General features: G+C 50.6%; 18 protein-coding genes. 7 read left to right on the forward strand and 11 right to left on the reverse strand.

Going from position 1 to position 21,848, the window contains the following annotated elements; all coding sequences use genetic code 11:
• Positions 1-25: 25 nt before the first annotated feature.
• Positions 26-2,773 (reverse strand): two-component sensor histidine kinase BarA, encoded by a 2,748-nt coding sequence (gene barA, locus ABIE10_RS20015; protein WP_047357900.1) that lies wholly within the window; start codon positions 2,771-2,773, stop codon positions 26-28.
• A gap of 57 nt (positions 2,774-2,830) precedes the next feature.
• Here barA and rlmD point away from each other — a divergent pair, with 57 nt between their 5' ends.
• The 5 genes from rlmD (at position 2,831) to eno (ending at position 10,634) form a co-directional block, all read left to right on the forward strand.
• Entirely contained in the window at positions 2,831-4,129 is a 1,299-nt protein-coding gene (gene rlmD / locus ABIE10_RS20020) for a 23S rRNA (uracil(1939)-C(5))-methyltransferase RlmD (RefSeq protein WP_200051889.1), read from the forward strand.
• Positions 4,130-4,229: 100 nt separating this feature from the next.
• Positions 4,230-6,464 carry a GTP diphosphokinase gene (gene relA, locus ABIE10_RS20025; RefSeq protein WP_016154235.1) on the forward strand — a complete coding sequence of 745 codons (2,235 nt, stop codon included), beginning with the start codon at positions 4,230-4,232 and terminating at the stop codon, positions 6,462-6,464.
• Positions 6,465-6,594: 130 nt separating this feature from the next.
• On the forward strand, positions 6,595-7,386 hold the full coding sequence (mazG, locus tag ABIE10_RS20030; RefSeq protein WP_016154234.1) for a nucleoside triphosphate pyrophosphohydrolase: 792 nt from the start codon (positions 6,595-6,597) through the stop codon (positions 7,384-7,386).
• A gap of 224 nt (positions 7,387-7,610) precedes the next feature.
• A complete protein-coding gene (gene pyrG / locus ABIE10_RS20035) occupies positions 7,611-9,248 on the forward strand; it encodes a glutamine hydrolyzing CTP synthase (RefSeq protein WP_016154233.1) in 1,638 nt (545 codons plus the stop codon).
• An 87-nt stretch (positions 9,249-9,335) separates the two neighbouring features.
• Entirely contained in the window at positions 9,336-10,634 is a 1,299-nt protein-coding gene (gene eno, locus ABIE10_RS20040; RefSeq protein WP_003034129.1) for a phosphopyruvate hydratase, read from the forward strand.
• A 47-nt stretch (positions 10,635-10,681) separates the two neighbouring features.
• On the opposite strand, the gene ABIE10_RS20045 is transcribed toward eno, so the two are convergent.
• The 10 genes from ABIE10_RS20045 to ABIE10_RS20090 all read right to left on the reverse strand — a co-directional run bounded on the left by ABIE10_RS20045 (position 10,682) and on the right by ABIE10_RS20090 (position 20,008).
• Complete coding sequence (locus ABIE10_RS20045; RefSeq protein WP_200051891.1) at positions 10,682-11,317, reverse strand: helix-turn-helix transcriptional regulator; 636 nt, start codon at positions 11,315-11,317, stop codon at positions 10,682-10,684.
• Between the two features lie 249 nt (positions 11,318-11,566).
• Complete coding sequence (locus ABIE10_RS20050) at positions 11,567-12,082, reverse strand: fimbrial protein (protein WP_429156840.1); 516 nt, start codon at positions 12,080-12,082, stop codon at positions 11,567-11,569.
• 40 nt (positions 12,083-12,122) lie between these two features.
• The gene (locus tag ABIE10_RS20055; protein WP_429156842.1) at positions 12,123-12,845 is read right to left on the reverse strand and encodes a fimbrial protein; all 723 of its coding nucleotides are present in this window, start codon (positions 12,843-12,845) and stop codon (positions 12,123-12,125) included.
• A gap of 53 nt (positions 12,846-12,898) precedes the next feature.
• Positions 12,899-13,399 (reverse strand): fimbrial protein, encoded by a 501-nt coding sequence (locus tag ABIE10_RS20060; protein ID WP_200051893.1) that lies wholly within the window; start codon positions 13,397-13,399, stop codon positions 12,899-12,901.
• Positions 13,400-13,430: 31 nt separating this feature from the next.
• A complete protein-coding gene (locus ABIE10_RS20065) occupies positions 13,431-13,967 on the reverse strand; it encodes a fimbrial protein (RefSeq protein WP_047499395.1) in 537 nt (178 codons plus the stop codon).
• Between the two features lie 39 nt (positions 13,968-14,006).
• Positions 14,007-14,975: a fimbrial protein gene (locus ABIE10_RS20070; protein WP_200079775.1), complete on the reverse strand. Its 969-nt coding sequence runs from the start codon at positions 14,973-14,975 to the stop codon at positions 14,007-14,009.
• Between the two features lie 67 nt (positions 14,976-15,042).
• Positions 15,043-17,622, reverse strand: a complete 2,580-nt coding sequence (locus tag ABIE10_RS20075) for a fimbria/pilus outer membrane usher protein (RefSeq protein ID WP_429156844.1) — start codon at positions 17,620-17,622, stop codon at positions 15,043-15,045.
• Positions 17,623-17,681: 59 nt separating this feature from the next.
• Complete coding sequence (locus tag ABIE10_RS20080) at positions 17,682-18,356, reverse strand: fimbrial biogenesis chaperone (protein WP_423244165.1); 675 nt, start codon at positions 18,354-18,356, stop codon at positions 17,682-17,684.
• Positions 18,357-18,444: 88 nt separating this feature from the next.
• Positions 18,445-18,975, reverse strand: coding sequence for a fimbrial protein (locus ABIE10_RS20085; protein ID WP_047499397.1), 531 nt, complete (start codon positions 18,973-18,975; stop codon positions 18,445-18,447).
• A 400-nt stretch (positions 18,976-19,375) separates the two neighbouring features.
• Positions 19,376-20,008 carry a winged helix-turn-helix transcriptional regulator gene (locus ABIE10_RS20090; RefSeq protein WP_047499398.1) on the reverse strand — a complete coding sequence of 211 codons (633 nt, stop codon included), beginning with the start codon at positions 20,006-20,008 and terminating at the stop codon, positions 19,376-19,378.
• A 383-nt stretch (positions 20,009-20,391) separates the two neighbouring features.
• On the opposite strand from ABIE10_RS20090, the gene ABIE10_RS20095 reads away from it, so the two are divergent.
• Both ABIE10_RS20095 and queE read left to right on the forward strand, forming a co-directional pair.
• Positions 20,392-21,048 (forward strand): winged helix-turn-helix transcriptional regulator, encoded by a 657-nt coding sequence (locus tag ABIE10_RS20095; protein WP_046276166.1) that lies wholly within the window; start codon positions 20,392-20,394, stop codon positions 21,046-21,048.
• A gap of 113 nt (positions 21,049-21,161) precedes the next feature.
• Entirely contained in the window at positions 21,162-21,833 is a 672-nt protein-coding gene (gene queE / locus ABIE10_RS20100) for a 7-carboxy-7-deazaguanine synthase QueE (RefSeq protein ID WP_429156847.1), read from the forward strand.
• Positions 21,834-21,848 lie beyond the last annotated feature (15 nt).

The raw sequence follows: 21,848 nt of genomic DNA on the forward strand, positions 1-21,848 counted from the left end.
GCGTCGTCATCCGGCAATCAGATCTTTACCCTAACAACTTCTTCGCTTCGCGCGCAACGTTATCCATTTCATCCAGAAGCTCTAAAAACTCAGGCTCCAGCTCTTCTTCTTTGCTCCCGCTACGTAATTGCTGCTCAATCAGCTGACACAGGTTTTTCATGCGGGGAACGCCGCTATAACCGCAACTGCCATGCAGTTTATGGATCATATCCACCAGTCCTTCAGGGTTTTCACCTACCAGCTGTTCTTCAATTTTGTTACGCACTTCGGGCAGAAAATCGAGCAGCATTTGCAGCATATCCCGCGCCAGATCGTTTTTACCGGCGGCTTGCCTTAACGCCAGTTGCCAGTCGAGTGTGGTATTCGGATTGACGACCGGTTCAACAGCGAGCGCCCTCAGCGATGAGCTCGCGCCGGGTTTGTAGCGTAACAGCAGATTATGCAGCTTATCTTCTTCGATAGGCTTCGCCAGGTAATCGTTCATCCCGGCGCTGAGCAGCTTCTCTTTTTGCCCGGCCATGGCATGTGCGGTGACCGCAATGACCGGCGTCTGTTGTTGATGAGGAAGCTGGTGGATCAGTTCGCAGGCGCGAATACCGTCCATGTCTGGCATCTGAATATCCATCAGGATGAGATCAAACTGCATCTGTTTGGCGCGATCCACAGCCTGATGTCCGCTGTCGCAGAGCACGACGTGCTGCACTTTATCTTCCAGCAGAGCACCAATCAGCTTGAGGTTCGCCGGGTTGTCGTCCACCGCCATGACGGTCATCGCAATTTTGCTCTCGTCTAACAGCAGCGGAGCCGCGCTGTGGTTCAGTTGACAATACTCTGTCAACGCTGGCAGTAAGCGGGTTGAGGTAAGAGGTTTCAACAGGCACGCCGCCGCGCCGCCCTGCTTTAATTTCTCGGCGTTGATCTGCGCATGGCAAGGCAGAGCCAGTAACAAAAAGTCGGTCATCGCCGCTGCGCTTGCCAGCCGCTCATGCTGCATGGTGAGCGGTTCGCGTAAAGTGACCGGTATGCCAAGCAGCAGAATATCGTAGTGATCCTTCGGCAGCCCGGAGAATGAAGGGCTGTAAATCACTTCCAGCGGCGTTTCACTCAAGATATCTAACGTGCATTGCGCCGCTGTGGCGTTAGGTTCAACGTAGGCCAGCCGCTTTCCTGCCAGACAGTGCGTGGTTGAGCGATCCACGAGAACGTTAGGGTTGAGATCGAGGCTGATATGGAACCAGAACGTGGAGCCCCGGTTCGGCTGGCTGTGGAAGGAGATATCCCCGCCCATTTCATTGACCAGCTTTTGCGTAATGACCAGGCCCAGTCCGGTCCCGCCGTGGCGGCGGGAAATACTGGCATCGGCCTGGCGGAAGGCCTGGAACAGGCGTGACTGATCGCGCTCAGGGATGCCAATTCCGGTATCGCGGATTTGCACTTCAATTTGCACTTTCGTGTTACTGAGGGCGCGTTTCTCGACCAGAATGTCGATATTACCGCCTTCGGTAAATTTGATGGCATTGCCAACCAGATTAGTGATTACCTGCTGTAAGCGCAGCGGGTCCCCGATGACGTTGTCCGGCACGTCATTCTTAATATTTAGCGTCAGCTCAAGCCCTTTATCATGGGATGAGTGCGCTAACAGCGTGACGACGTCATCCAGCGTGCTACGCAGCGGGAATGGGATGCTTTCCAGAATCAGTTTGCCCGCCTCAAGTTTGGAGAAGTCGAGCACATCATTGATGATGGCCAACAGATTGTTGGCCGAGCGTTCAATCGTATTCAGGTGATCGCGCTGCGTCGTGTTGAGCTCGGTTTTAAGCGTCAGGCGGGTGAAGCCAATCACGCCATTCAGCGGCGTACGCAGCTCATGCGACATGTTAGCCAGAAACTCAGACTTAATACGCGCCGCTTCCTGGGCGCGTTTCTTCGCCAGATCCAGTTCGACGTTCTGGATTTCCATCTGCTCCAACGTTTCGCGCAGGTCAGAGGTGGCCTGGTCGATGTTGTGCTGCATCTCTTCATGGTAGGCCGCAAGTGACATCGCCATCGAGTTGATGCCATTTTTGAGCATATCCAGCTCGCCCAACATGAAACCTTCGACGCGGCTGTCGAGCTGGCCTCTACGTATTCGGTCAACGGTATTCACCATATTGCGAATCGGGCCAGTCACGTCGCGCATCAGACGCCAGCCAAAAATTAACGCAATACCGATACAAAACAGCATCATTACGCTGGAGATAAAGATCTCTTTATACTGCTGCAATCTTACTGACTTAAGGTCCAGTTCAAGCGCCACATACCCCAGCATATTTTCCGTATTTTTGGCGTCGCTGACTGCAGATTCATCCGGCGAATAGCTTTCCGATATAATTGGCGTTCGCAGGATCATAATATCCCCGAGCCGGGTGACGCTCAGCTTTCGGGGAAATGGTGAACCGGTTGCCAGCTGCATTTCAGACGGATCGAGATGAAAATTGGATGTGACAAACAGCCGGTTATTCTCGTCATAGACAGAAATTGCCCGCACGATATCGGAATGGCGACGATGCAGCACGCTGATAAGTTGGCCGATGGATTCTCTGTTTTGCAGATTCATGCCATATTCGCTGGAGACCGCGAGTGGCTCAATGATGCTGGCGCCAGCATCTTCCAGTTGACGCTGCAAGTCGTTATAGCGATGCACAACAAAAAAGATACTGAGCAGCAAACCAATCAGGACGGTCGGGGCCAGGATCAGAATCATCATGCGTGCGCGCAGGCTGTAGTTGGTCATGGAGTTCCGTTATGGGACAATTAGGGTCACACTGTTAAATAGAGAAATATCTCGTCGATGGCGCAATTCTACTCTGCAAAACGACGCGTGACGACGCGTCAGATCATAACCGTTACCGTCAATGACCTTGATCCTTTCGGCCAGGGCGTTGCTCGCCATAACGGAAAGGCGTTGTTTATACCGGAATTGCTACCTCAGGAAAGCGCCGAGGTGGTGATTACCGAAGATAAAAAACAGTTCGCCCGCGCGCAAGTAAAACGACGTTTAAACGACAGTCCGCAGCGTGAAGTGCCACGTTGCCCGCATTTTGGCGTGTGCGGCGGCTGCCAGCAGCAGCATGCCAGCATCTTGTTGCAGCAGCGTAGCAAAAGCGCGGCGTTGTCGCGTTTAATGAAATGTGAAGTGTCGGATGTTATAGCTGATACCCCGTGGGGCTATCGTCGTCGCGCCAGGTTGAGCCTGAACTATCGGCCAAAAGAACAAAAATTGCAGATGGGGTTTCGCAAATCTGCATCCAGCGACATTATCGATGTTAAACAATGCCCTATTTTGGTGCCCCAGCTTGAAGCGCTCTTGCCCCACATCCGGGCGTGTCTGGAAAGTCTGCAAGGGTTACGCCATCTTGGTCATGTCGAGCTGGTGCAGGCGGGGAGCGGAACCCTGATGATTTTGCGCCACACGGCGCCATTAAGTGTTCAGGACAAAGAAAAACTGGAATGCTTTTCGCATTCTCAGGGGCTGTCTTTGTTTCTGGCCCCGCAAAGCGAGATACTGGAATCAATATCAGAAGAGTCGCCCTGGTATGACTCAAATGGACTACGGTTAACCTTCAGCCCGCGTGATTTTATTCAGGTCAATGAAGGGGTAAACCAACAAATGGTGGCCCGTGCGCTCGAATGGCTGGATGTGCAACCTGAAGATCGCGTACTCGATCTGTTCTGTGGAATGGGTAATTTTACCCTGCCGCTGGCAACCCGGGCTGCAAACGTGGTGGGGGTGGAAGGGGTACCGGCGCTGGTGGAAAAAGGCCGGGAAAACGCGCTGAATAACGGATTACACAATGTGACATTCTTTCATGAAAACCTTGAGGAAGATGTTACCCGGCAGCCGTGGGCGAAAAACGGATTCGACAAAGTATTGCTCGATCCTGCGCGTGCGGGGGCTGCAGGTGTGATGCAACATATTATAAAATTAGAACCTATACGCGTTGTTTATGTATCCTGTAACCCGGCAACGCTGGCTCGTGACAGCGACGCTTTGCTCAACGCGGGATATGCCATACGGCGACTGGCGATGCTTGATATGTTCCCGCACACTGGACACCTGGAATCAATGGTCCTGTTTGAGCGTATGTAATAAATTTTGTACCCATTGGATTTCGGGTGGTAATGCAGCGTGAAAGACAATGGGTATGGCTTGTCGACTTCGACAGGCCAGGCCCCTTAAGGAGAGGACAATGGTTGCGGTAAGAAGTGCACATATAAATAAAGCTGGTGAGTTTGATCCAAAGAAATGGATCGCGAGTCTGGGGATCTCCAGCCAGCAGTCGTGTGAACGCTTAGCCGAAACCTGGGCGTACTGCCAGCAGCAGACACAGGGGCATCCGGATGCGGATCTGCTGCTGTGGCGTGGCGTGGAGATGGTAGAAATACTCTCCATGTTGAGCATGGATATCGACACGCTGCGCGCAGCAATGCTGTTCCCTCTGGCAGATGCCAACGTGGTCAGTGAAGACATCCTGCGCGAGAGCGTGGGCAAATCCATTGTTCATCTTATCCACGGCGTGCGGGATATGGCGGCAATACGCCAGCTTAAGGCCACTCATACCGATTCAGTCTCATCCGAACAGGTCGATAACGTTCGCCGCATGCTGCTGGCTATGGTGGATGATTTCCGCTGTGTGGTCATCAAGCTGGCGGAGCGGATTGCACATCTGCGTGAAGTGAAGGACGCACCGGAAGATGAACGCGTTCTGGCGGCAAAAGAGTGCACCAATATCTATGCGCCGCTGGCCAACCGTTTGGGTATCGGGCAATTAAAATGGGAACTGGAAGATTACTGCTTCCGTTACCTGCACCCGGCTGAATACAAACGTATTGCCAAGCTGCTGCACGAACGTCGCATCGATCGCGAGCATTACATTGATGAGTTCGTCGGTCATTTGCGCTCAGAGATGAAAACGGAAGGCGTCAAAGCCGAAGTGTACGGACGTCCGAAACACATCTACAGCATCTGGCGCAAAATGCAGAAAAAGCAGCTGGCCTTCGATGAACTTTTCGACGTGCGCGCAGTGCGTATCGTGGCGGAGCGTTTACAGGACTGCTATGCCGCGCTCGGGATAGTGCATACTCACTATCGCCATCTGCCGGATGAGTTCGATGACTATGTCGCTAACCCGAAACCCAACGGCTATCAGTCAATTCATACGGTTGTGCTGGGACCGGGCGGGAAAACCATTGAAATTCAGATCCGTACGAAACAGATGCACGAAGATGCCGAACTGGGCGTTGCGGCACACTGGAAGTACAAAGAGGGCACCGCTTCAGGCGTAGCGCGCTCTGGTCATGAAGATCGTATTGCATGGCTGCGTAAGCTGATCGCCTGGCAGGAAGAGATGGCGGACTCTGGTGAAATGCTGGATGAAGTCCGTAGCCAGGTCTTTGATGACCGAGTGTACGTCTTTACGCCAAAAGGCGACGTTGTGGACTTACCTGCAGGCTCTACACCGCTCGATTTTGCTTATCATATTCACAGTGATGTGGGGCATCGTTGCATTGGCGCGAAAATTGGCGGGCGCATCGTACCGTTTACCTACCAGCTGCAGATGGGCGATCAAATTGAAATTATCACCCAGAAACAGCCCAACCCAAGCCGCGACTGGTTGAACCCTAACCTCGGCTATGTCACCACCAGTCGGGGGCGTTCGAAGATCCACGCCTGGTTCCGTAAACAGGACCGCGACAAAAACATCCTTGCTGGCCGCCAGATCCTCGACGATGAGCTGGCGCATTTAGGCATTAGCCTGAAAGAAGCGGAAAAGCACCTGCTGCCGCGCTACAGCTTCAATGAGCTGGATGAGCTGCTGGCGGCGATTGGTGGGGGGGACATTCGCCTCAACCAGATGGTGAACTTCCTGCAGGCGCAGTTTAATAAGCCAAGCGCAGCCGAACAGGATGCTGCCGCGCTGAAACAGCTTCAGCAGAAAACGCAGGCGCCGCAGAGTCGCCGTAAAGACGACGGTCGCGTGGTGGTGGAAGGGGTGGGTAACCTGATGCACCACATCGCGCGCTGCTGCCAGCCGATTCCAGGCGATGAAATTGTCGGGTTTATCACTCAGGGCCGCGGTATTTCCGTGCACCGGGCGGATTGCGAACAGTTGACCGAGCTGCGCTCCCATGCGCCGGAACGTATTGTTGATGCGGTTTGGGGCGAAAGCTACTCGGCAGGATATTCGCTGGTGGTTCGCGTCCAGGCTAACGATCGCAGCGGCTTATTACGTGATATCACCACGATTCTTGCCAACGAGAAGGTGAACGTGCTGGGGGTTGCCAGCCGGAGTGATACCAAACAGCAACTGGCTACCATCGATATGACCATCGAAATCTATAACCTGCAGGTGCTCGGGCGCGTGCTTGGCAAGCTGAACCAGGTGCCGGATGTGATCGACGCACGTCGTCTGCACGGTAATTAATTATTTTATAGGCCAGATAAGTTTGCATGCCTGGTGAGGCGCGTTAGCGTTGCCATCAGGCATTGCCATGTTGCCGGATATCGGCTGTCGTCTTATCGGGCTTCGCGTATTGAAATTTCAGGATATTCCAATGAACCAAATCGACCGACTGCTCGGTATTATGCAGCGCCTGCGCGACCCGGAAAACGGTTGTCCCTGGGACAAAGAGCAGACATTCGCCACTATTGCCCCTTACACCCTCGAAGAAACCTATGAAGTGCTGGACGCAATTGCGCGGGAAGACTTCGACGACCTGCGTGGAGAACTGGGTGATTTGCTGTTCCAGGTGGTGTTTTACGCCCAGATGGCGCAGGAAGAAGGACGTTTCGATTTCAATGATATTTGCGCCGCCATCAGCGATAAGCTTGAGCGTCGCCACCCACATGTTTTTGCTGATGTTTCTGCCAGTAACAGCACTGAGGTGTTGACCCGCTGGGAGCAAATCAAAAGCGAAGAACGCGCCCAGAAGGCGCAGCATTCCGCACTCGACGATATTCCCCGTAGTTTACCGGCGTTAATGCGCGCCCAAAAAATCCAGAAACGCTGCTCTAATGTTGGCTTCGACTGGAAAACATTGGGACCGGTTGTCGACAAGGTTTACGAAGAGATCGATGAAGTCATGTTTGAGGCGAAGCAGGCTGTTGTCGACCAGGCTAAACTGGAGGAGGAAATGGGCGACCTGCTGTTTGCGACGGTCAATATGGCTCGGCATTTAGGTACTAAAGCAGAGACCGCATTGCAAAAAGCGAACGAGAAATTTGAGCGCCGTTTTCGTGAGGTTGAGCGAATTGTAGCGGCTCGGGGTCTGGAAATGACTGGTGTTGATCTGGAAACTATGGAAGAAGTCTGGCAACAGGTAAAACGGCAGGAAATTGATCTCTAAGGGATTTCGTCGGTCAAGGGCGATTTGTGTGATTTTTTAAATAACAAGCGCTTGATTTACGTCAAAAACATTTACCCCAAAGGGGCTATTTTCTCACTCCCGATGTTTATGTGAGCCTGGTGAAGAGGAGGAATAATGAAAGTTTGTGGCGCTCGTCATGTTCGGGTATACTACTTTCCCGTCTTGGTAATTCCATCGTTTCACCCTAACTTCTCAGGTCCAGCATGACAACGAACTATATTTTTGTGACCGGCGGGGTCGTATCCTCTCTGGGTAAAGGCATTGCCGCAGCCTCCCTGGCAGCCATTCTTGAGGCTCGTGGCCTCAACGTGACCATGATGAAACTGGATCCGTATATCAACGTCGATCCAGGTACTATGAGTCCAATCCAACACGGGGAAGTGTTCGTTACTGAAGACGGCGCTGAAACCGACCTGGACCTGGGTCACTATGAGCGTTTCATTCGTACCAAAATGACTCGCCGCAATAACTTCACTACCGGTCGAATTTACTCCGATGTCCTGCGCAAAGAGCGCCGTGGCGACTATCTGGGTGCAACCGTACAGGTTATCCCGCACATCACCAACGCGATTAAAGAGCGTGTCCTTGCCGGTGGCGAAGGTCATGACGTCGTTCTGGTTGAAATCGGCGGTACTGTCGGTGATATCGAATCCCTGCCATTCCTGGAAGCGATTCGCCAATTAGCGGTGGATATCGGTCGTGAACACGCGCTGTTCATGCACCTGACTCTGGTTCCTTACCTGGCCGCTGCCGGTGAAGTCAAAACTAAACCGACTCAGCACTCGGTAAAAGAGTTGCTGTCTATCGGTATCCAGCCTGACATTCTGATCTGTCGTTCCGATCGCGCGGTTCCGGCCAACGAACGTGCAAAAATTGCATTGTTCTGTAACGTGCCAGAAAAAGCCGTTATTTCAATGAAAGATGTCGATTCCATCTATAAAATTCCAGGCCTGTTGAAATCCCAGGGCCTTGACGATTATATTTGTAAACGATTCAGCTTGAACTGTCCGGAAGCTAATCTGTCAGAATGGGAACAGGTTATCTACGAAGAAGCGAATCCGGCAGGCGAAGTGACTATCGGTATGGTCGGCAAGTATATTGAACTGCCGGATGCCTATAAGTCAGTTATCGAAGCATTGAAGCACGGTGGTCTGAAGAATCGTGTCACCGTCAACATTAAGCTGATCGATTCGCAAGATGTCGAAACGCGCGGCGTTGAGATCCTGAAAGGTCTTGATGCAATCCTGATCCCTGGCGGCTTCGGCTACCGTGGTGTTGAAGGTAAGATCGCGACAGCGCGCTTTGCGCGTGAAAACAATGTTCCTTATCTGGGTATTTGCCTGGGTATGCAGGTTGCGTTGATTGAGTTTGCACGTAACGTAGTGGGTATGGATAACGCCAACTCCACGGAATTTGTGCCAGACTGTAAGTACCCGGTGGTGGCCCTGATTACCGAATGGCGCGATGAAGACGGCAACGTTGAAGTCCGTACCGAGAAGAGCGATCTGGGCGGCACAATGCGCCTTGGCGCCCAGCAGTGTCAGTTGAGCGACGATAGCCTGGTTCGTCAGCTGTACGGCGCGCCGACAATTGTTGAACGCCATCGCCACCGTTACGAAGTCAACAATATGCTGTTGAAACAGATTGAAGCTGCGGGTCTGCGTATTGCAGGCCGTTCCGGTGATGATCAGTTGGTCGAGATCATTGAGGTACCGAATCATCCGTGGTTCGTGGCCTGTCAGTTCCACCCGGAATTTACTTCCACGCCACGTGATGGGCACCCGCTGTTTGCCGGCTTTGTGAAAGCCGCCAGTGAACATCAGAAGCGTCAGGCGAAGTAAGAAGTAAAAAAGTTAGAACGGCAATGCACCCATCCGGGTGCATTGTTTGTCTGGAGTTTTAGTTTAACTTGTACTGAGGAAAATCTAATGTCCAAAATCGTTAAAATCATCGGTCGTGAAATCATCGACTCCCGTGGTAACCCGACTGTTGAAGCCGAAGTACACCTGGAAGGTGGTTTCGTTGGTATGGCAGCAGCTCCGTCAGGTGCTTCTACTGGTTCCCGCGAAGCACTGGAACTGCGCGACGGCGACAAATCCCGTTTCATGGGTAAAGGCGTACTGAAAGCTGTTGCAGCTGTTAACGGCCCAATTGCTCAGGCTCTGCTGGGTAAAGATGCTAAAGATCAGGCTGGCATCGACAAGATCATGATCGATCTGGACGGTACTGAAAACAAATCCAACTTCGGTGCAAACGCCATCCTGGCTGTGTCCCTGGCGAACGCCAAAGCAGCAGCTGCTGCTAAAGGCCTGCCGCTGTATGCACACATCGCTGAACTGAACGGTACTCCGGGCAAATACTCCATGCCGGTTCCGATGATGAACATCATCAACGGTGGTGAGCACGCTGACAACAACGTTGACATCCAGGAGTTCATGATTCAGCCGGTTGGCGCTAAAACCCTGAAAGAAGCCGTACGTATGGGTTCTGAAGTGTTCCACAACCTGGCTAAAGTTCTGAAAGCTAAAGGTATGAACACTGCAGTGGGTGACGAAGGCGGCTACGCGCCGAACCTGGGTTCCAACGCTGAAGCTCTGGCTGTAATCGCTGAAGCGGTTAAAGCAGCTGGCTACGAGCTGGGCAAAGACATCACCCTGGCGATGGACTGTGCAGCTTCTGAATTCTACAAAGACGGTAAATACGTTCTGGCTGGCGAAGGCAACAAAGCATTCACCTCCGAAGAATTCACTCACTTCCTGGAAGAACTGACCAAACAGTACCCGATCGTGTCCATCGAAGATGGTCTGGACGAGTCTGACTGGGACGGTTTCGCATACCAGACTAAAGTTCTGGGCGACAAAATCCAGCTGGTTGGTGACGATCTGTTCGTAACCAACACCAAGATCCTGAAAGAAGGCATCGAAAAAGGCATCGTTAACTCCATCCTGATCAAATTCAACCAGATCGGTTCTCTGACCGAAACTCTGGCTGCGATCAAAATGGCGAAAGACGCTGGCTACACCGCTGTCATCTCTCACCGTTCTGGCGAAACTGAAGACGCTACCATCGCTGACCTGGCTGTGGGTACCGCTGCAGGCCAGATCAAAACCGGTTCTATGAGCCGTTCTGACCGCGTTGCTAAGTACAACCAGCTGATTCGTATCGAAGAAGCTCTGGGTGAACAAGCGCCGTACAACGGTCGTAAAGAGATCAAAGGTCAGGCGTAATCCTGTTCTTTAACTCTTAACGTAAAAACCCGCTGCGGCGGGTTTTTTTATGCGTTCAGCGGAACTTGAAGCAGATAAATCTGCTGGCTGTTTTTATCGGCAAGTTTCTGAAGGAAGCAAAATAGCGCATGATTAGTTCGCAGATTAAACTTTTTGCGGATGATGTATTTATGCACATAGAGCGTTTTCTCTGAGATTGACATGTTGTGGGCAATCTCAGATGTCGTTATCCCCTGATAGATAAAGGACATAATACGCCTTTGCTGCCTGGTCAGGACTTTATGTGGACAATGAAGACATAATGTTTTCCCAGGTTGTCTTTGCTTTTTTCTTGATTCCCGCCAGGCGGTTAATACTTTCTCTTTGACTGTCGACAGTGAGTCCTGTCGGTGAATAAAAATGATCCGGGCAATGCAAAAGGGCAGATCGGAAGGGGAGTCAATCACCTCATCGGTTAAGCCAATAATAATGCCTGTTGTCCTGTTTTGCAGTTCAGGAAAACACATGAGATGCTCTCCTGGAGCCAGAGAAATAACGACGATATCTGCCTTATCAAAGTTTTGTTGGGAGTAAGATGTTAAAAAAATAATGTTATTGGCGGTTATTCCAAAGAATATCTCTATAAAAAAATGTTTCAATCCATCGCAATAAAATTCGTAAGGGTCCTGTATAAGTATTTTCATATTTAATATACCAGAAGCCAGCAGAGGCATTTATTAATAATAAGGGTATTTTTTATTGATTAAAATTCATTTGTACCAAAGAGTTAAACGTATTGGGAAGGGGGCAGATACCAGCCAGTAAAAAGGTCGCTGGACACAGGGGACAAAGTGCCAGGATAGAATAATTCATTTGTTGCACCATGATAAATATCCTTTACACAGAAATAGTTCGGTTTACTGATGAGTCATTGTGAATTGCAAAATAGTAACTTAATTGTAAGTAAAGTTGGCCTGAACGATACCAGAGATCGTGCCCGGCATCACATTGCCTTTGGAATAGGCCCGGGCACGTAAATTGTATGTAACGGTACGATCGGCCAGTACCGATTGAGTAATATTTTTATTATTTCCTTTCAGGTAACCGGTGCTGGCCTGGATCAGTTCTATCGCAACGTTCGCCGTTCCGGTATTTTTATAGCGTACCGGAAAGTCGGGATCTTCCGTTCCGGTAAACGTCACGACTACGCTGGTGGTTCCCACCGGGCAACTGGCAAGGTTAATGGTAAAATTAACCGGGGTAGAGGTTGTACCTGCCACTGCAATATCTGCAGCCGGGATGTCTCCTAAATTAACATTGATATTGCTGCCACTGGCTACGACACACGGGGACGCAATAACTTTCCCGGTAATATTAATATTGGTGGGTTCGGCCCCGGCAATACTGATTGTCGTCCCCAGATACAGTCCTGCCAGCGCCAGATGAATGTACTTTTTATGAATATTCATTTTAATTCTCTCCTTTTTATAATTCTGATGGCCGAGTTGCTTACTGATAAGTAATATTGAGCGTCGCAGTGGCGTTAGCGCTGCCTGCGGTCACGTTGTTTTTCGTCTGAAAATAGCGTGCGGTAAAGGCTCCCGGAGGAAATTCCTGCCCGCCTGCTGAGGTTTTCAGCACGATGTTGTTATCCAGCTTCAGGGGCGTATTGCCATACAGCAGTTGGATCCCGATTCCGCTCGCAACTCCTGACATTCCTGCTCCCGATAACGCCAGGATACTGTCATTGGCGGTCTCTGCACTTTGCGTCCCACTTAACGATGCGTTAATGCGGACGCCCGCATCACAGTTCAGGTCTATTGTGTAAGTCCGTGTTGAGTTTGAAATATGATCGTCATAATTCATCGGGCAAAAAGACCATGTACCTTCATATATTGCGAAATTATAACGAACGCCAATTCCGTCGATATTCGTGGGATAGACATCGGTATAACCCGCAACGGGGGCCGAATTAACCTGTAAACGCAAGTACACATCTCTGTCGGCGTCAGGATCCCCAAAGCAACCCAACCCCCATACTTCGCTGCCAATAGATCCAAATTTATCACTGAAGACATTCATGGTGGCGTCGTCACGTTGATAATTTAACGTTCCTGAGAACGTGTAATACCCACCGGAATTATTACAGCTGGCCGCTTCAACAGAGGCAGTAAACGCACCGGTTAACCCAAATACCAAAGTGAATATATAATTCTTCTTTTTCTGTAACATAACGCATACTCTCACCGCTATTTCAGGTCCCATTTAGAGCAGGGTAGTTTTGTTTATCGGTAAGTAAAATTCATTTGTACCAGGGAATTAAACGTACCGGGGAGGGTAGTGTCAGAGACAATCACCCGACCAGCCAGTAAAAAGGTCGCCTTGCGCTGAGCGTCAACGGGGACGTTCATGCTGCTGCCGTTGCCCTGCACCTGCGCCTTGTTCGTGTCCCGGGCCATTTGCACGGCGGCGTTGGCGGCGGTCCCCGTATTGGCATACAACGTGGGATCTTCTGCTGCCGGTTGTCCGTTGAACGTCACGTCCACCGATGTCGTTCCTGCCGGGCATTTGAAAAGCCTTACCTCAAACGATTTCCACGCGGAAGCATTTCCGTCGGCGCGCATTTCATTTAAGCGGAGCTGGCCGAAATTAACGCTCTGGTTTTGCGAGGCGATATCGACTACGCAGGGAGAAGCCACAACATGACCACCGATATTGATCTCCGCAGCATATGCAGGGCACGCCAGACAAAGCGCCGGGAGAACATATTTCATTTGTTGCTGCATGATAAACACCCGTTGAGCAGAGAAGTCAGGTTTACTGATAGGTGAAGGTGACTTGTGAAACAGTCACTATCGTGCCGGGCATAACGTCTGCCGCTGCGGCAATGGCACGCGCGCCTATCGGGAAGGAGACTGTGCGGTCGGTTGCAACATTACGCTTTAATGTGGTTCCCGGACCTAAAAACTTACCGTTACCGGAACCCAGACTCTCTTTAAGCTGTACGTTAACATTGGTTGCCGTCCCGGTATTGGCATACTCCCCGGGGCTGTTCGCTGCTGGCGTTCCGGAAAAGGCCGCCGTTACCGATGTTGTGCCGAAAGGACAATCTTTTAAGATTAAATAAAAGATTTTGAATGTTGTGACGTTACCAGGCTGTGCCAGGGCGGTGGCCTGAATATCATCACCCAAATTAACATTGAGCTGTGATTTGGTGGTGTCAACGGTACAAGGTGAGGCGACGACTTTGCCGGTAATATTAATATTGACCGGATTGGCCCCGGCAATATTGATTGTTGCCGCTAAATACAGCCCCGCCAGCGCCAGATGAATGAATCTTTTATGAATATTCATTTTATTCCTCTCCTTGTATAACTCTGATGGCGGAGCCGTCTACTGATAAGTAATATTGAGCGTCGCTGTGGCGTTAGCGCTGCCCGCGGTCACGTTGTCTTTCGTCTGAAAATAGCGTGCAGTGAAGGTTCCCGGAGGGAATTCCTGACCGCCTGCTGAGGTTTTCAGCACGATGTTGTTATTCAGCTTCAGGGGCGTGCCGTCATAAAGCAGCTGGATCCCGATCCCTTTCGCAACCCCTGACGTTCCGGCCCCTGATAACGCCAGGATACTGTCATTGGAGGTCTCTGCACTTTGTGTCCCGCTTAACGATGCGTTAATGCGGGCACCTGCATCGCAGTTAAGATCTATCGTGAAGGTCCGCTCGCCTTTGGTTGTACCTATTGCGGTGAACTCACTGCCTAAAGCATCAGGCAACGGTACGGTAATCGTTGAACTGTTTAGCGAACAGGCTAACTGAATAACCTGACCTGCGACGATACTTCCCCTGATAACCTCAAGGTCACCGTAGGTTTTTTGAAAATACAATCCGCTATCAATATTTTTGGATGTTATCGGTCCCGTCTTATATAGCTCCACCGTTACACCCTTATCCATCCCGGAGTTCTCGACACCGACCGCACCCTGTCCCATTGTTCCTGTCCTGGGTGGGTTATCAAATGTATCTTGCGTGAACGCCGTATAATAGACCTTTATCCCGACGCCGGGGATGCCTGTACTATAGATATGGGGAAAACCGCTAATTGCATCGCGAAACATGGATACTGAAATTAATTCTCCCCCCTGACAACCGAACCATGAGCCAGTAAAGGACGGAAATAATTTTATCGTACCGATCTTCTGACCCACAGGAATATCACGTTGCGCATAGATTGTACCAATATCTATATTATCCCAGGCTATAACCCCCTTTTGTTGTTCGATATTGCAGGTGGCAAGCGCAGGAAATGAGCTGCATATCAGAAAAGCAGCGCTCCAGATAATTTTCTGAAATTGCATTTTGTTCATTGGTATACCTCAATATGCAGCAGATATCAGATAAAAAATTATTTTTTTGAACGGCTAAGTTATTTACTTAATGACATCGCTCGCTAATGATCAGAATATCGCTATTTTCCGGCGGCGCTTTATCCAGGGAATAATTCACCTGACACTGCTGCTCTGCACCGTTCCCCCATTTCACTCTTAGTTCGCCGCTGTCGGCCAGACCGGTCAGATACACCTGTCCGCCATCGCCAACGATAAATGCCTGGGCGCTTTTCTGCGCGGTATCGCTGACCGTCGCGCCAAATGGCACCGGCATTCCACCCTGTCGCAATAGCGTCATCATCACGCGCTGGCCCACGCTGGCGTTAAAGCTGGCCTGCACCACGGCTCCCCGCGTCGGCACCACGTTGCGGGTGGTCTGCGTCAGCTCCACGTTATCGGGCAGCGTCAGCGTATTCAGCTGCACCTGGTTTTTACGGTAGGGCGAGGTATAAGGCACGATGGCATAGCCGCGCCAGTCGGTTTTCACCCCGCTCTGATTGCTCACGCCAACCCCGGAGGCTCCCGGAACCTGAACCAGCGCCATGGTTTCACCCAGCGGTTGGCCGAAGGTGACGCCGCTGGCGTGCGCGACTATCCCGCCCTGTAGCCCGTAGTTCAGCCGCTGGCTGTTTTTGTCGTAAGCATATCCCGCAGTGACTTCAGCATAGGTTCCGCGATAGTCGGCGTTCAGATTGCCGCCGTTGCCCGTCCCCTGGCTGCCGTAACCCTGCTGGATGCTCCAGCTCAGGTTATTGCCCTCAAGCGTCGTACCATTGAGGCCCACGGTGTGATTGGTGCTCCCTTTCTGGCTGCTGCTGACGTTCCACGACGCGTGGGTATTACTCAACCAGTGGCTCAGTGGAATGCTGACGTTCAGTGAGAACACCTGGTCGCGCTCATAGACCTTTTCTTTGCCGGAGCCCCCGCTGCGCGACGTCGAGTTAATGTTATAGCTGTAATTAAGCCCGTAGCTGATGCCGTTCCAGCTATTGTTGTAACCGGCGCTCATCGACCGCAGGGTCCGGCCGCTGTTCCAGTAGTCTTCGTTTATCAGGCTCAGCGACAGCGAACCCGCTCTTTCCCACAAATTCTGGCTCAGCGACAGTTCAGTACGGTTACGCCTGCGCTCGAAAAACGTCGGGGTGTTCCCGCCGCGCCAGGTATCCATGACTTCTGCCAGCGTGTAATAGCCATCGGTCGAGTAGCGATAACCGGCAATGGCGAAGTTAGTCCCGGTTTCGACAATATTTTTGCTGTAGCGGATCCGCCATGACTGGCCTTTCTCCTTCGGCTGGCTCTGTATCTTCGACCAGCCCTGGGTGACGTCCAGCGAAAGCGCGCCAATTTCCCCCAGATTTTTACCGACGCCCAGCGCCAGCGACTGATAGTGGTCCGCGAACTGGCCGCCGCCATAGAGGGTAAAACCCCGGGGCAGGCCGTAGATCAGCGTCGCCTGGCTAAACGGCGTCTTTTCCACGCTGCGGTCATACGAACGATACTGGCCGCTGGTCAGTGAATATTTCAGCCGCTGTTCACGCTGGAGCACCGGCAGTGAGGCAAACGGTACGACGAGATTCTGCTCGCTGCCGTTATCTTCTTTAATCGTCACATAGAGATCCCCGCTGCCACCGGTGGCGTACATGTCGTTGATTTCAAATGCGCCCGGTGCCACATAGCTCTGATAAATAACATACCCGTTCTGGCGGATAATCACCTGCGCATTGGTTCGCGCGATGCCTTTGATCGCCGGTGCATAGCCCTTCATGCTGTCGGGGATCATCTCCTCGTCGGACGCCAACTGCGCGCCGCGAAAGGGAACGCTGTCAAAAATATCGGACGGGGAGGCGCTGTCTCCCAGCACCAGCTGGCTCTTCAGGACACGAATATCACGGGACAAATAGGTATAGACGGTGTCCCAGCTGTCGCGACCGTTATTCTCCCGCTGAAAAGTCGTGTAATTACGCAGCCGCCAGGGACCGATATTCATGCCGGGACGCAGGTTGGCGTACTGGGTCGTACTGTCCGTGCCGCTACGATCCCGTGCCCGGGTACTGGCGCCGTTCACGCTGTAATTAAGCAGCAGGGCGGTGATCCCATCATCCCACTGCGTTTCAGGAACGTAATCGCGTGGATTCATCACAATGCCGGCCTGCGGAATGCTCAACAGCAGTTGCTGCGCGCTAAAGCGAAACTCTGCGCGAGCATGGGGGATCGCGTCCAGCCTGGCGCACGGCGCGGCGGCATCGCCCAGATCCGGGAACAGGTCGGTTTTGACTCCCATCGCGTTAAGCTGGCTCACGCTCAGGCATGGCGACAGAAGCGCTTTCCCGTCCGGGCCGGGCTGCATGCTGAATTCCACTTCCCGGGTTTCCTGAAACTGGTTGTTAACAGAGATATCGACCCGGTAAACGCCCGGCGCCTGGCCGTTTTCCTCTTCAAATACGCTAAGATCGGTCTTTTCCTGATGCGGGTTGTCAATTTCCAGCATCAGCGGATTAAAATATTCCCTGGCGTGTGAGGCAAAAGTCGTTAAATTTAATAGTAAAAAGGGTGTCGAAAAAAGATAAATCAGCCTGCGGATATTATTGGTTTGTGGATATTCGCGCAGGTTTTTTGGGCTCCCCATCTGTGTAGTCCTTCCCTGAAGGGTAAATAATTAACGCCGGATTCCTGTGCTGTTATTTATCAGAACGAAGCACGATGAAGCTCGCCGATTCCGCCGTAATCATTAATAATTTTCCAGCTCACGCTATTACCCGCACCGCTGGGTAATTCAAAAATGGCGCTACTCTGCGGCGCAATATACCGGGCATCTTCCAGCTCTTTACCTGCAACGGTAACGCTCTGGAAATTCATATAAAATGAGGTCGGGTTACTCACCTCCAGCCGGTTGCCGCGGCGCTGCCAGGAAAGCTTATGGGTTAACACTTCCGCGGAGCCTGTTAAACCTTCAGGGCGATAGATCAGTTTGATGCGCGTCTTGACCGCGATCTGCAGCAGGTTTTTACCCTGATCTTTTTCTATCGAGGGGATACTCTTAATATTCAGCCAGTACAGCGATTCCCTATTCTGCGGTAGATTCCCGCCCGCCCGCACGACGCGCAAGACATTTTCCTGCCCGCCGTCCAGACGAAATAACGGCGGGGTGATCACAAACGGCGTTTTCTCTGCGCGATTAATTTCGGGCTCGACCCAGCTTTGTACCAGATAAGGTGCATGGTCCGGGTTGCTCACATTAATTGAAGACTCTTTCTTACTCCCATCGTAAATTAAGCGGGTGCCACCCACAATCAGGCCAGCCTGGGCTAACCCGGAGGTTATTATTAGTGCAGTCAGCAAGGTGAGAGGAATAAGTTTCATCATTAGTCATTCATTAAAAGAGTGAGGACGGACCGACAATAATCCATCGGTCCGAATAACAATTTCGTTATGCAGGTATGACGGGCTATTAATTATAAACAATGGTGAAACTTGCCATTGAATTAGCCTTGCCTGCAGTCACCGTTGTCGATGTGGCGATATAGCGCGCAATAAAATCCAGATTATTCACCACGCCGGTACCTGACGTCAGAGGGTATTGTTTGGATGCGTTATACAGCGGAATCGCGGTATTGGCATCGTCGTATAATTGAATCCCCACGCCGCCTGCCACGCCAGTTTCTGCGGTCAGGGCCAGCACGCCAGGACTCCCTGTCACCGGAGAGCCGTCAAACTTCACGGCCGCCTTGGTTGCGCTTACCGGGCAATCCGTGAGCTGCAACGTGAATTTGGTCGGTGCAGCAGTAGAGCCTGCGTTGGTAAAGGCGCTCTTACTGACCTGACCTAATGTCACCGTCAGCGGACTGGCCGGACTATTGGTGACTTTACAGGCGGCATCAATAATCTCGCCGTTAAAATTCACCTCCCCATCAGCTGCCATCGCTGAAACTCCAGCCAGAGACGAAATCAGCACTCCCAGTGGCAGTAATTTGCTTTTCATGATCTATTCCTTGAGTATATTCAATTTATTAGTATTAATGTATTGCCAGGCAAACGGCAGCTTTTTGAAATTTATCAATAGAATATCGTCCCGTTTCCAGGCTCACAGATCTCTAATGATAATATTAATAAGAATGACAGTTCCCTGCTTTTATATTTAAAACGGGTTTGTCAAACTTTATAATTTGTATGAGATTATTCTTGTACATTTCAAAATATCCGGCAACACTTTTTTGGGTGTAATTTTACACCCTGTGTGTTTTCCGCGATAAAAGGGTTATGCCAGAGGGGTGGTAAGTCTTGGGAAAATAGCGACTGTCAGTTAACAAAACAAGAACATATTATAAGGGTAAACATTTCATCGAAGAGAGTACGTTATTTTTCTTCGTTGATACAATAGGTTAGTACTTTAACGGAAGATGCTCGATTGTCAAAAGGATGCCGTTTTCAATGCTGATATAGCCCCCCTTTTTAAGCTGTGCGAGGATTTTCATAATGCTGCTACGTGAAAGGCTGGTTTTCTGCTGGATATACTGCGCGGCAGAAACATCATGTCTGTATTCCGCTGGTTCACTCATCAACTCCTGTAACTGAACGCGGACAATTTCATAGGCACAGGTGGCCATGAGCCTGGTATTTATCGTATACAGTCGTGAGGTGACTCTGAGGCTATGGCAGGCCAGCAGCCTCCAGAGATTGTGCTCGGTGACGAACTGGTTGACCTTATCGGTACGGGTAATGGCGATCTCAGAGGTACTGTGGGTCTGAATAAACATCCCCGCCTCGGCGTAAAGTGTTCCACTGAGACCCATGATCCCTGGCACATACAGCGTGCCCAGCAGAATTTCACTCGTCTGATGATAGACGTTGCACACGCCGCTTCGTACCAGATAGCAGTACGCAACGCCATTATTATAAAGATATAACCGGGTGTTGGGAGGATACATAGCAAAAGTCGCCAGAGGAGCCAGGCTTTCCAGCAGTTCGGCGGTAGCGGAGAGGATCAGACTGCGATCCGGATGTTCGGTATCCATAACATACTCCTCATGTTGATTGACGCTCACTTAAAATTTGACTCAGAATTATCCGATAGATCTTAATCTTATTTCTTTTTAAATCAATATCTTCAAAGTAATATTTAATCTTGTTTATATAACAAAATAATTCTGATAAGTAATTTATGGTTTTATTACTTATTTCCTTTTACTAAAATGGCTGTAATATCAAATTGGATGATTTTTAAGAAGAATGAATTCAGTACCCATAATAGTATTATGGATATTTATGCAAGTTGTTTATCGGTGTAATTTTACACCCATAAACAACTTTTAAAAATCTAAAACAATTATCATAATTATCGTTTATGTGAGGGGAGTGCGTTAGGGGGATGTTCATAAGCCTATGGAGGGATTTATTTGTGAATAATAAAAAAAGAGCCACCTCAATAAGTTACAGCATCAGACACAAAAAGCCTCTGGCTGATATCAATCAACTGATAAGCATCCTTACACCTTCAGCCAATAAGTTGACGCTCGCCAATAAGCAGTCACTTAACTTTAGAGTGGAAGGGGAGCATAAATGTTTTTTACTTCATCACGGTAACATTACGCTTTATCGCCATGCCGACGGTATTGCCTTAAATTCAGAATCAGCTCCCTACATCTTTGGCTTAAGTACGCAGTTGCTGGAGCATGATTATTTCTATATCAGAACGAATGAGACTTCTGATATTAGCGTTCTTTCTATTGCCGATGCCAACCGGATTATCGACAGGAGTAACCTGTGGAAAGGCGTAGCCGCGCTATTAATTTATAGTGCGACAAGAATGTTCGATCACTGCACGAAGATCTCGGCATTATCTTCTTATGAGATTATATGCTATCAGCTCTATGAACTGATGGATGAAACAGAAGAGGTGAGAAATAATGTCAGCATTGTTTCTTATATTTTAAGCCGTACCTTTCTGTCACGCAGCAGCATCATGAAGATACTGGCTCAGCTGAAGACCGGAAATTATATCGAGACTGAAAAAGGCCTGCTCAGAGCGATAAACAACATACCTTCAAAATATTAAATCATCACCGCTGGCGACAGCACCTGAAGCCACAGAGGCGCGGCGGCTCCCGTACATGACCTGATGACCGAAATCTGCGATACTTATGCTTTATCCCCCTCACAGAGATGACTATGCAGTACCCGATTAACGAGATGTTCCAGACCCTGCAAGGTGAGGGTTACTTTACCGGCGTCCCCGCCATTTTTATTCGTTTACAGGGATGCCCGGTTGGCTGTGCCTGGTGCGATACCAAACACACCTGGGATAAGCTTGAGGATCGGGAAGTTTCCCTGTACAGCATCCTGGCTAAGACCAAAGAGAGCGATAAATGGGGCGCGGCGAGCAGCGAGGATCTGCTGGCGGTCATTGTGCGTCAGGGCTATACCGCCCGTCACGTGGTGATAACCGGTGGCGAGCCCTGCATTCACGACCTGATGCCGCTGACAGACCTGCTGGAAAAGAACGGCTTTAGCTGCCAGATTGAAACCAGCGGTACCCACGAAGTGCGCTGTACGCCGAATACCTGGGTGACCGTATCGCCGAAAGTGAATATGCGCGGCGGTTATGAAGTGCTGTCGCAGGCGTTGGAGCGTGCGAATGAAATCAAACATCCGGTTGGTCGCGTTCGCGATATTGAAGCGCTGGATGAACTGCTGGCTACGTTGAGCGACGACAAACCGCGTATCATCGCCTTACAGCCAATCAGCCAGAAAGAAGATGCCACGCGTTTGTGTATTGATACCTGTATCGCGCGTAACTGGCGTCTGTCGATGCAGACCCATAAATATCTGAATATCGCCTGATGATAATGGGTTTAT

The organism is Citrobacter sp. 506, assembly GCF_050434985.1.
In the GTDB taxonomy this organism is placed as follows: domain Bacteria; phylum Pseudomonadota; class Gammaproteobacteria; order Enterobacterales; family Enterobacteriaceae; genus Citrobacter; species Citrobacter braakii.

Excerpts from the sequence above, each read along its gene's own strand:
- ABIE10_RS20080 (WP_423244165.1), bottom strand. The coding sequence starts at position 18,356 with ATGAAACTTATTCCTCTCACCTTGCTGACTGCACTAATAATAACCTCC.
- barA (WP_047357900.1), bottom strand. The coding sequence starts at position 2,773 with ATGACCAACTACAGCCTGCGCGCACGCATGATGATTCTGATCCTGGCC.
- ABIE10_RS20075 (WP_429156844.1), bottom strand. The coding sequence starts at position 17,622 with ATGGGGAGCCCAAAAAACCTGCGCGAATATCCACAAACCAATAATATC.
- ABIE10_RS20060 (WP_200051893.1), bottom strand. The coding sequence starts at position 13,399 with ATGCAGCAACAAATGAAATATGTTCTCCCGGCGCTTTGTCTGGCGTGC.
- ABIE10_RS20045 (WP_200051891.1), bottom strand. The coding sequence starts at position 11,317 with ATGAAAATACTTATACAGGACCCTTACGAATTTTATTGCGATGGATTG.
- ABIE10_RS20055 (WP_429156842.1), bottom strand. The coding sequence starts at position 12,845 with ATGTTACAGAAAAAGAAGAATTATATATTCACTTTGGTATTTGGGTTA.
- ABIE10_RS20070 (WP_200079775.1), bottom strand. The coding sequence starts at position 14,975 with ATGAACAAAATGCAATTTCAGAAAATTATCTGGAGCGCTGCTTTTCTG.
- ABIE10_RS20085 (WP_047499397.1), bottom strand. The coding sequence starts at position 18,975 with ATGAAAAGCAAATTACTGCCACTGGGAGTGCTGATTTCGTCTCTGGCT.
- ABIE10_RS20050 (WP_429156840.1), bottom strand. The coding sequence starts at position 12,082 with ATGAATATTCATAAAAAGTACATTCATCTGGCGCTGGCAGGACTGTAT.
- eno (WP_003034129.1), top strand. The coding sequence starts at position 9,336 with ATGTCCAAAATCGTTAAAATCATCGGTCGTGAAATCATCGACTCCCGT.
- ABIE10_RS20065 (WP_047499395.1), bottom strand. The coding sequence starts at position 13,967 with ATGAATATTCATAAAAGATTCATTCATCTGGCGCTGGCGGGGCTGTAT.
- ABIE10_RS20090 (WP_047499398.1), bottom strand. The coding sequence starts at position 20,008 with ATGGATACCGAACATCCGGATCGCAGTCTGATCCTCTCCGCTACCGCC.
- mazG (WP_016154234.1), top strand. The coding sequence starts at position 6,595 with ATGAACCAAATCGACCGACTGCTCGGTATTATGCAGCGCCTGCGCGAC.
- relA (WP_016154235.1), top strand. The coding sequence starts at position 4,230 with ATGGTTGCGGTAAGAAGTGCACATATAAATAAAGCTGGTGAGTTTGAT.
- rlmD (WP_200051889.1), top strand. The coding sequence starts at position 2,831 with ATGGCGCAATTCTACTCTGCAAAACGACGCGTGACGACGCGTCAGATC.
- pyrG (WP_016154233.1), top strand. The coding sequence starts at position 7,611 with ATGACAACGAACTATATTTTTGTGACCGGCGGGGTCGTATCCTCTCTG.
- queE (WP_429156847.1), top strand. The coding sequence starts at position 21,162 with ATGCAGTACCCGATTAACGAGATGTTCCAGACCCTGCAAGGTGAGGGT.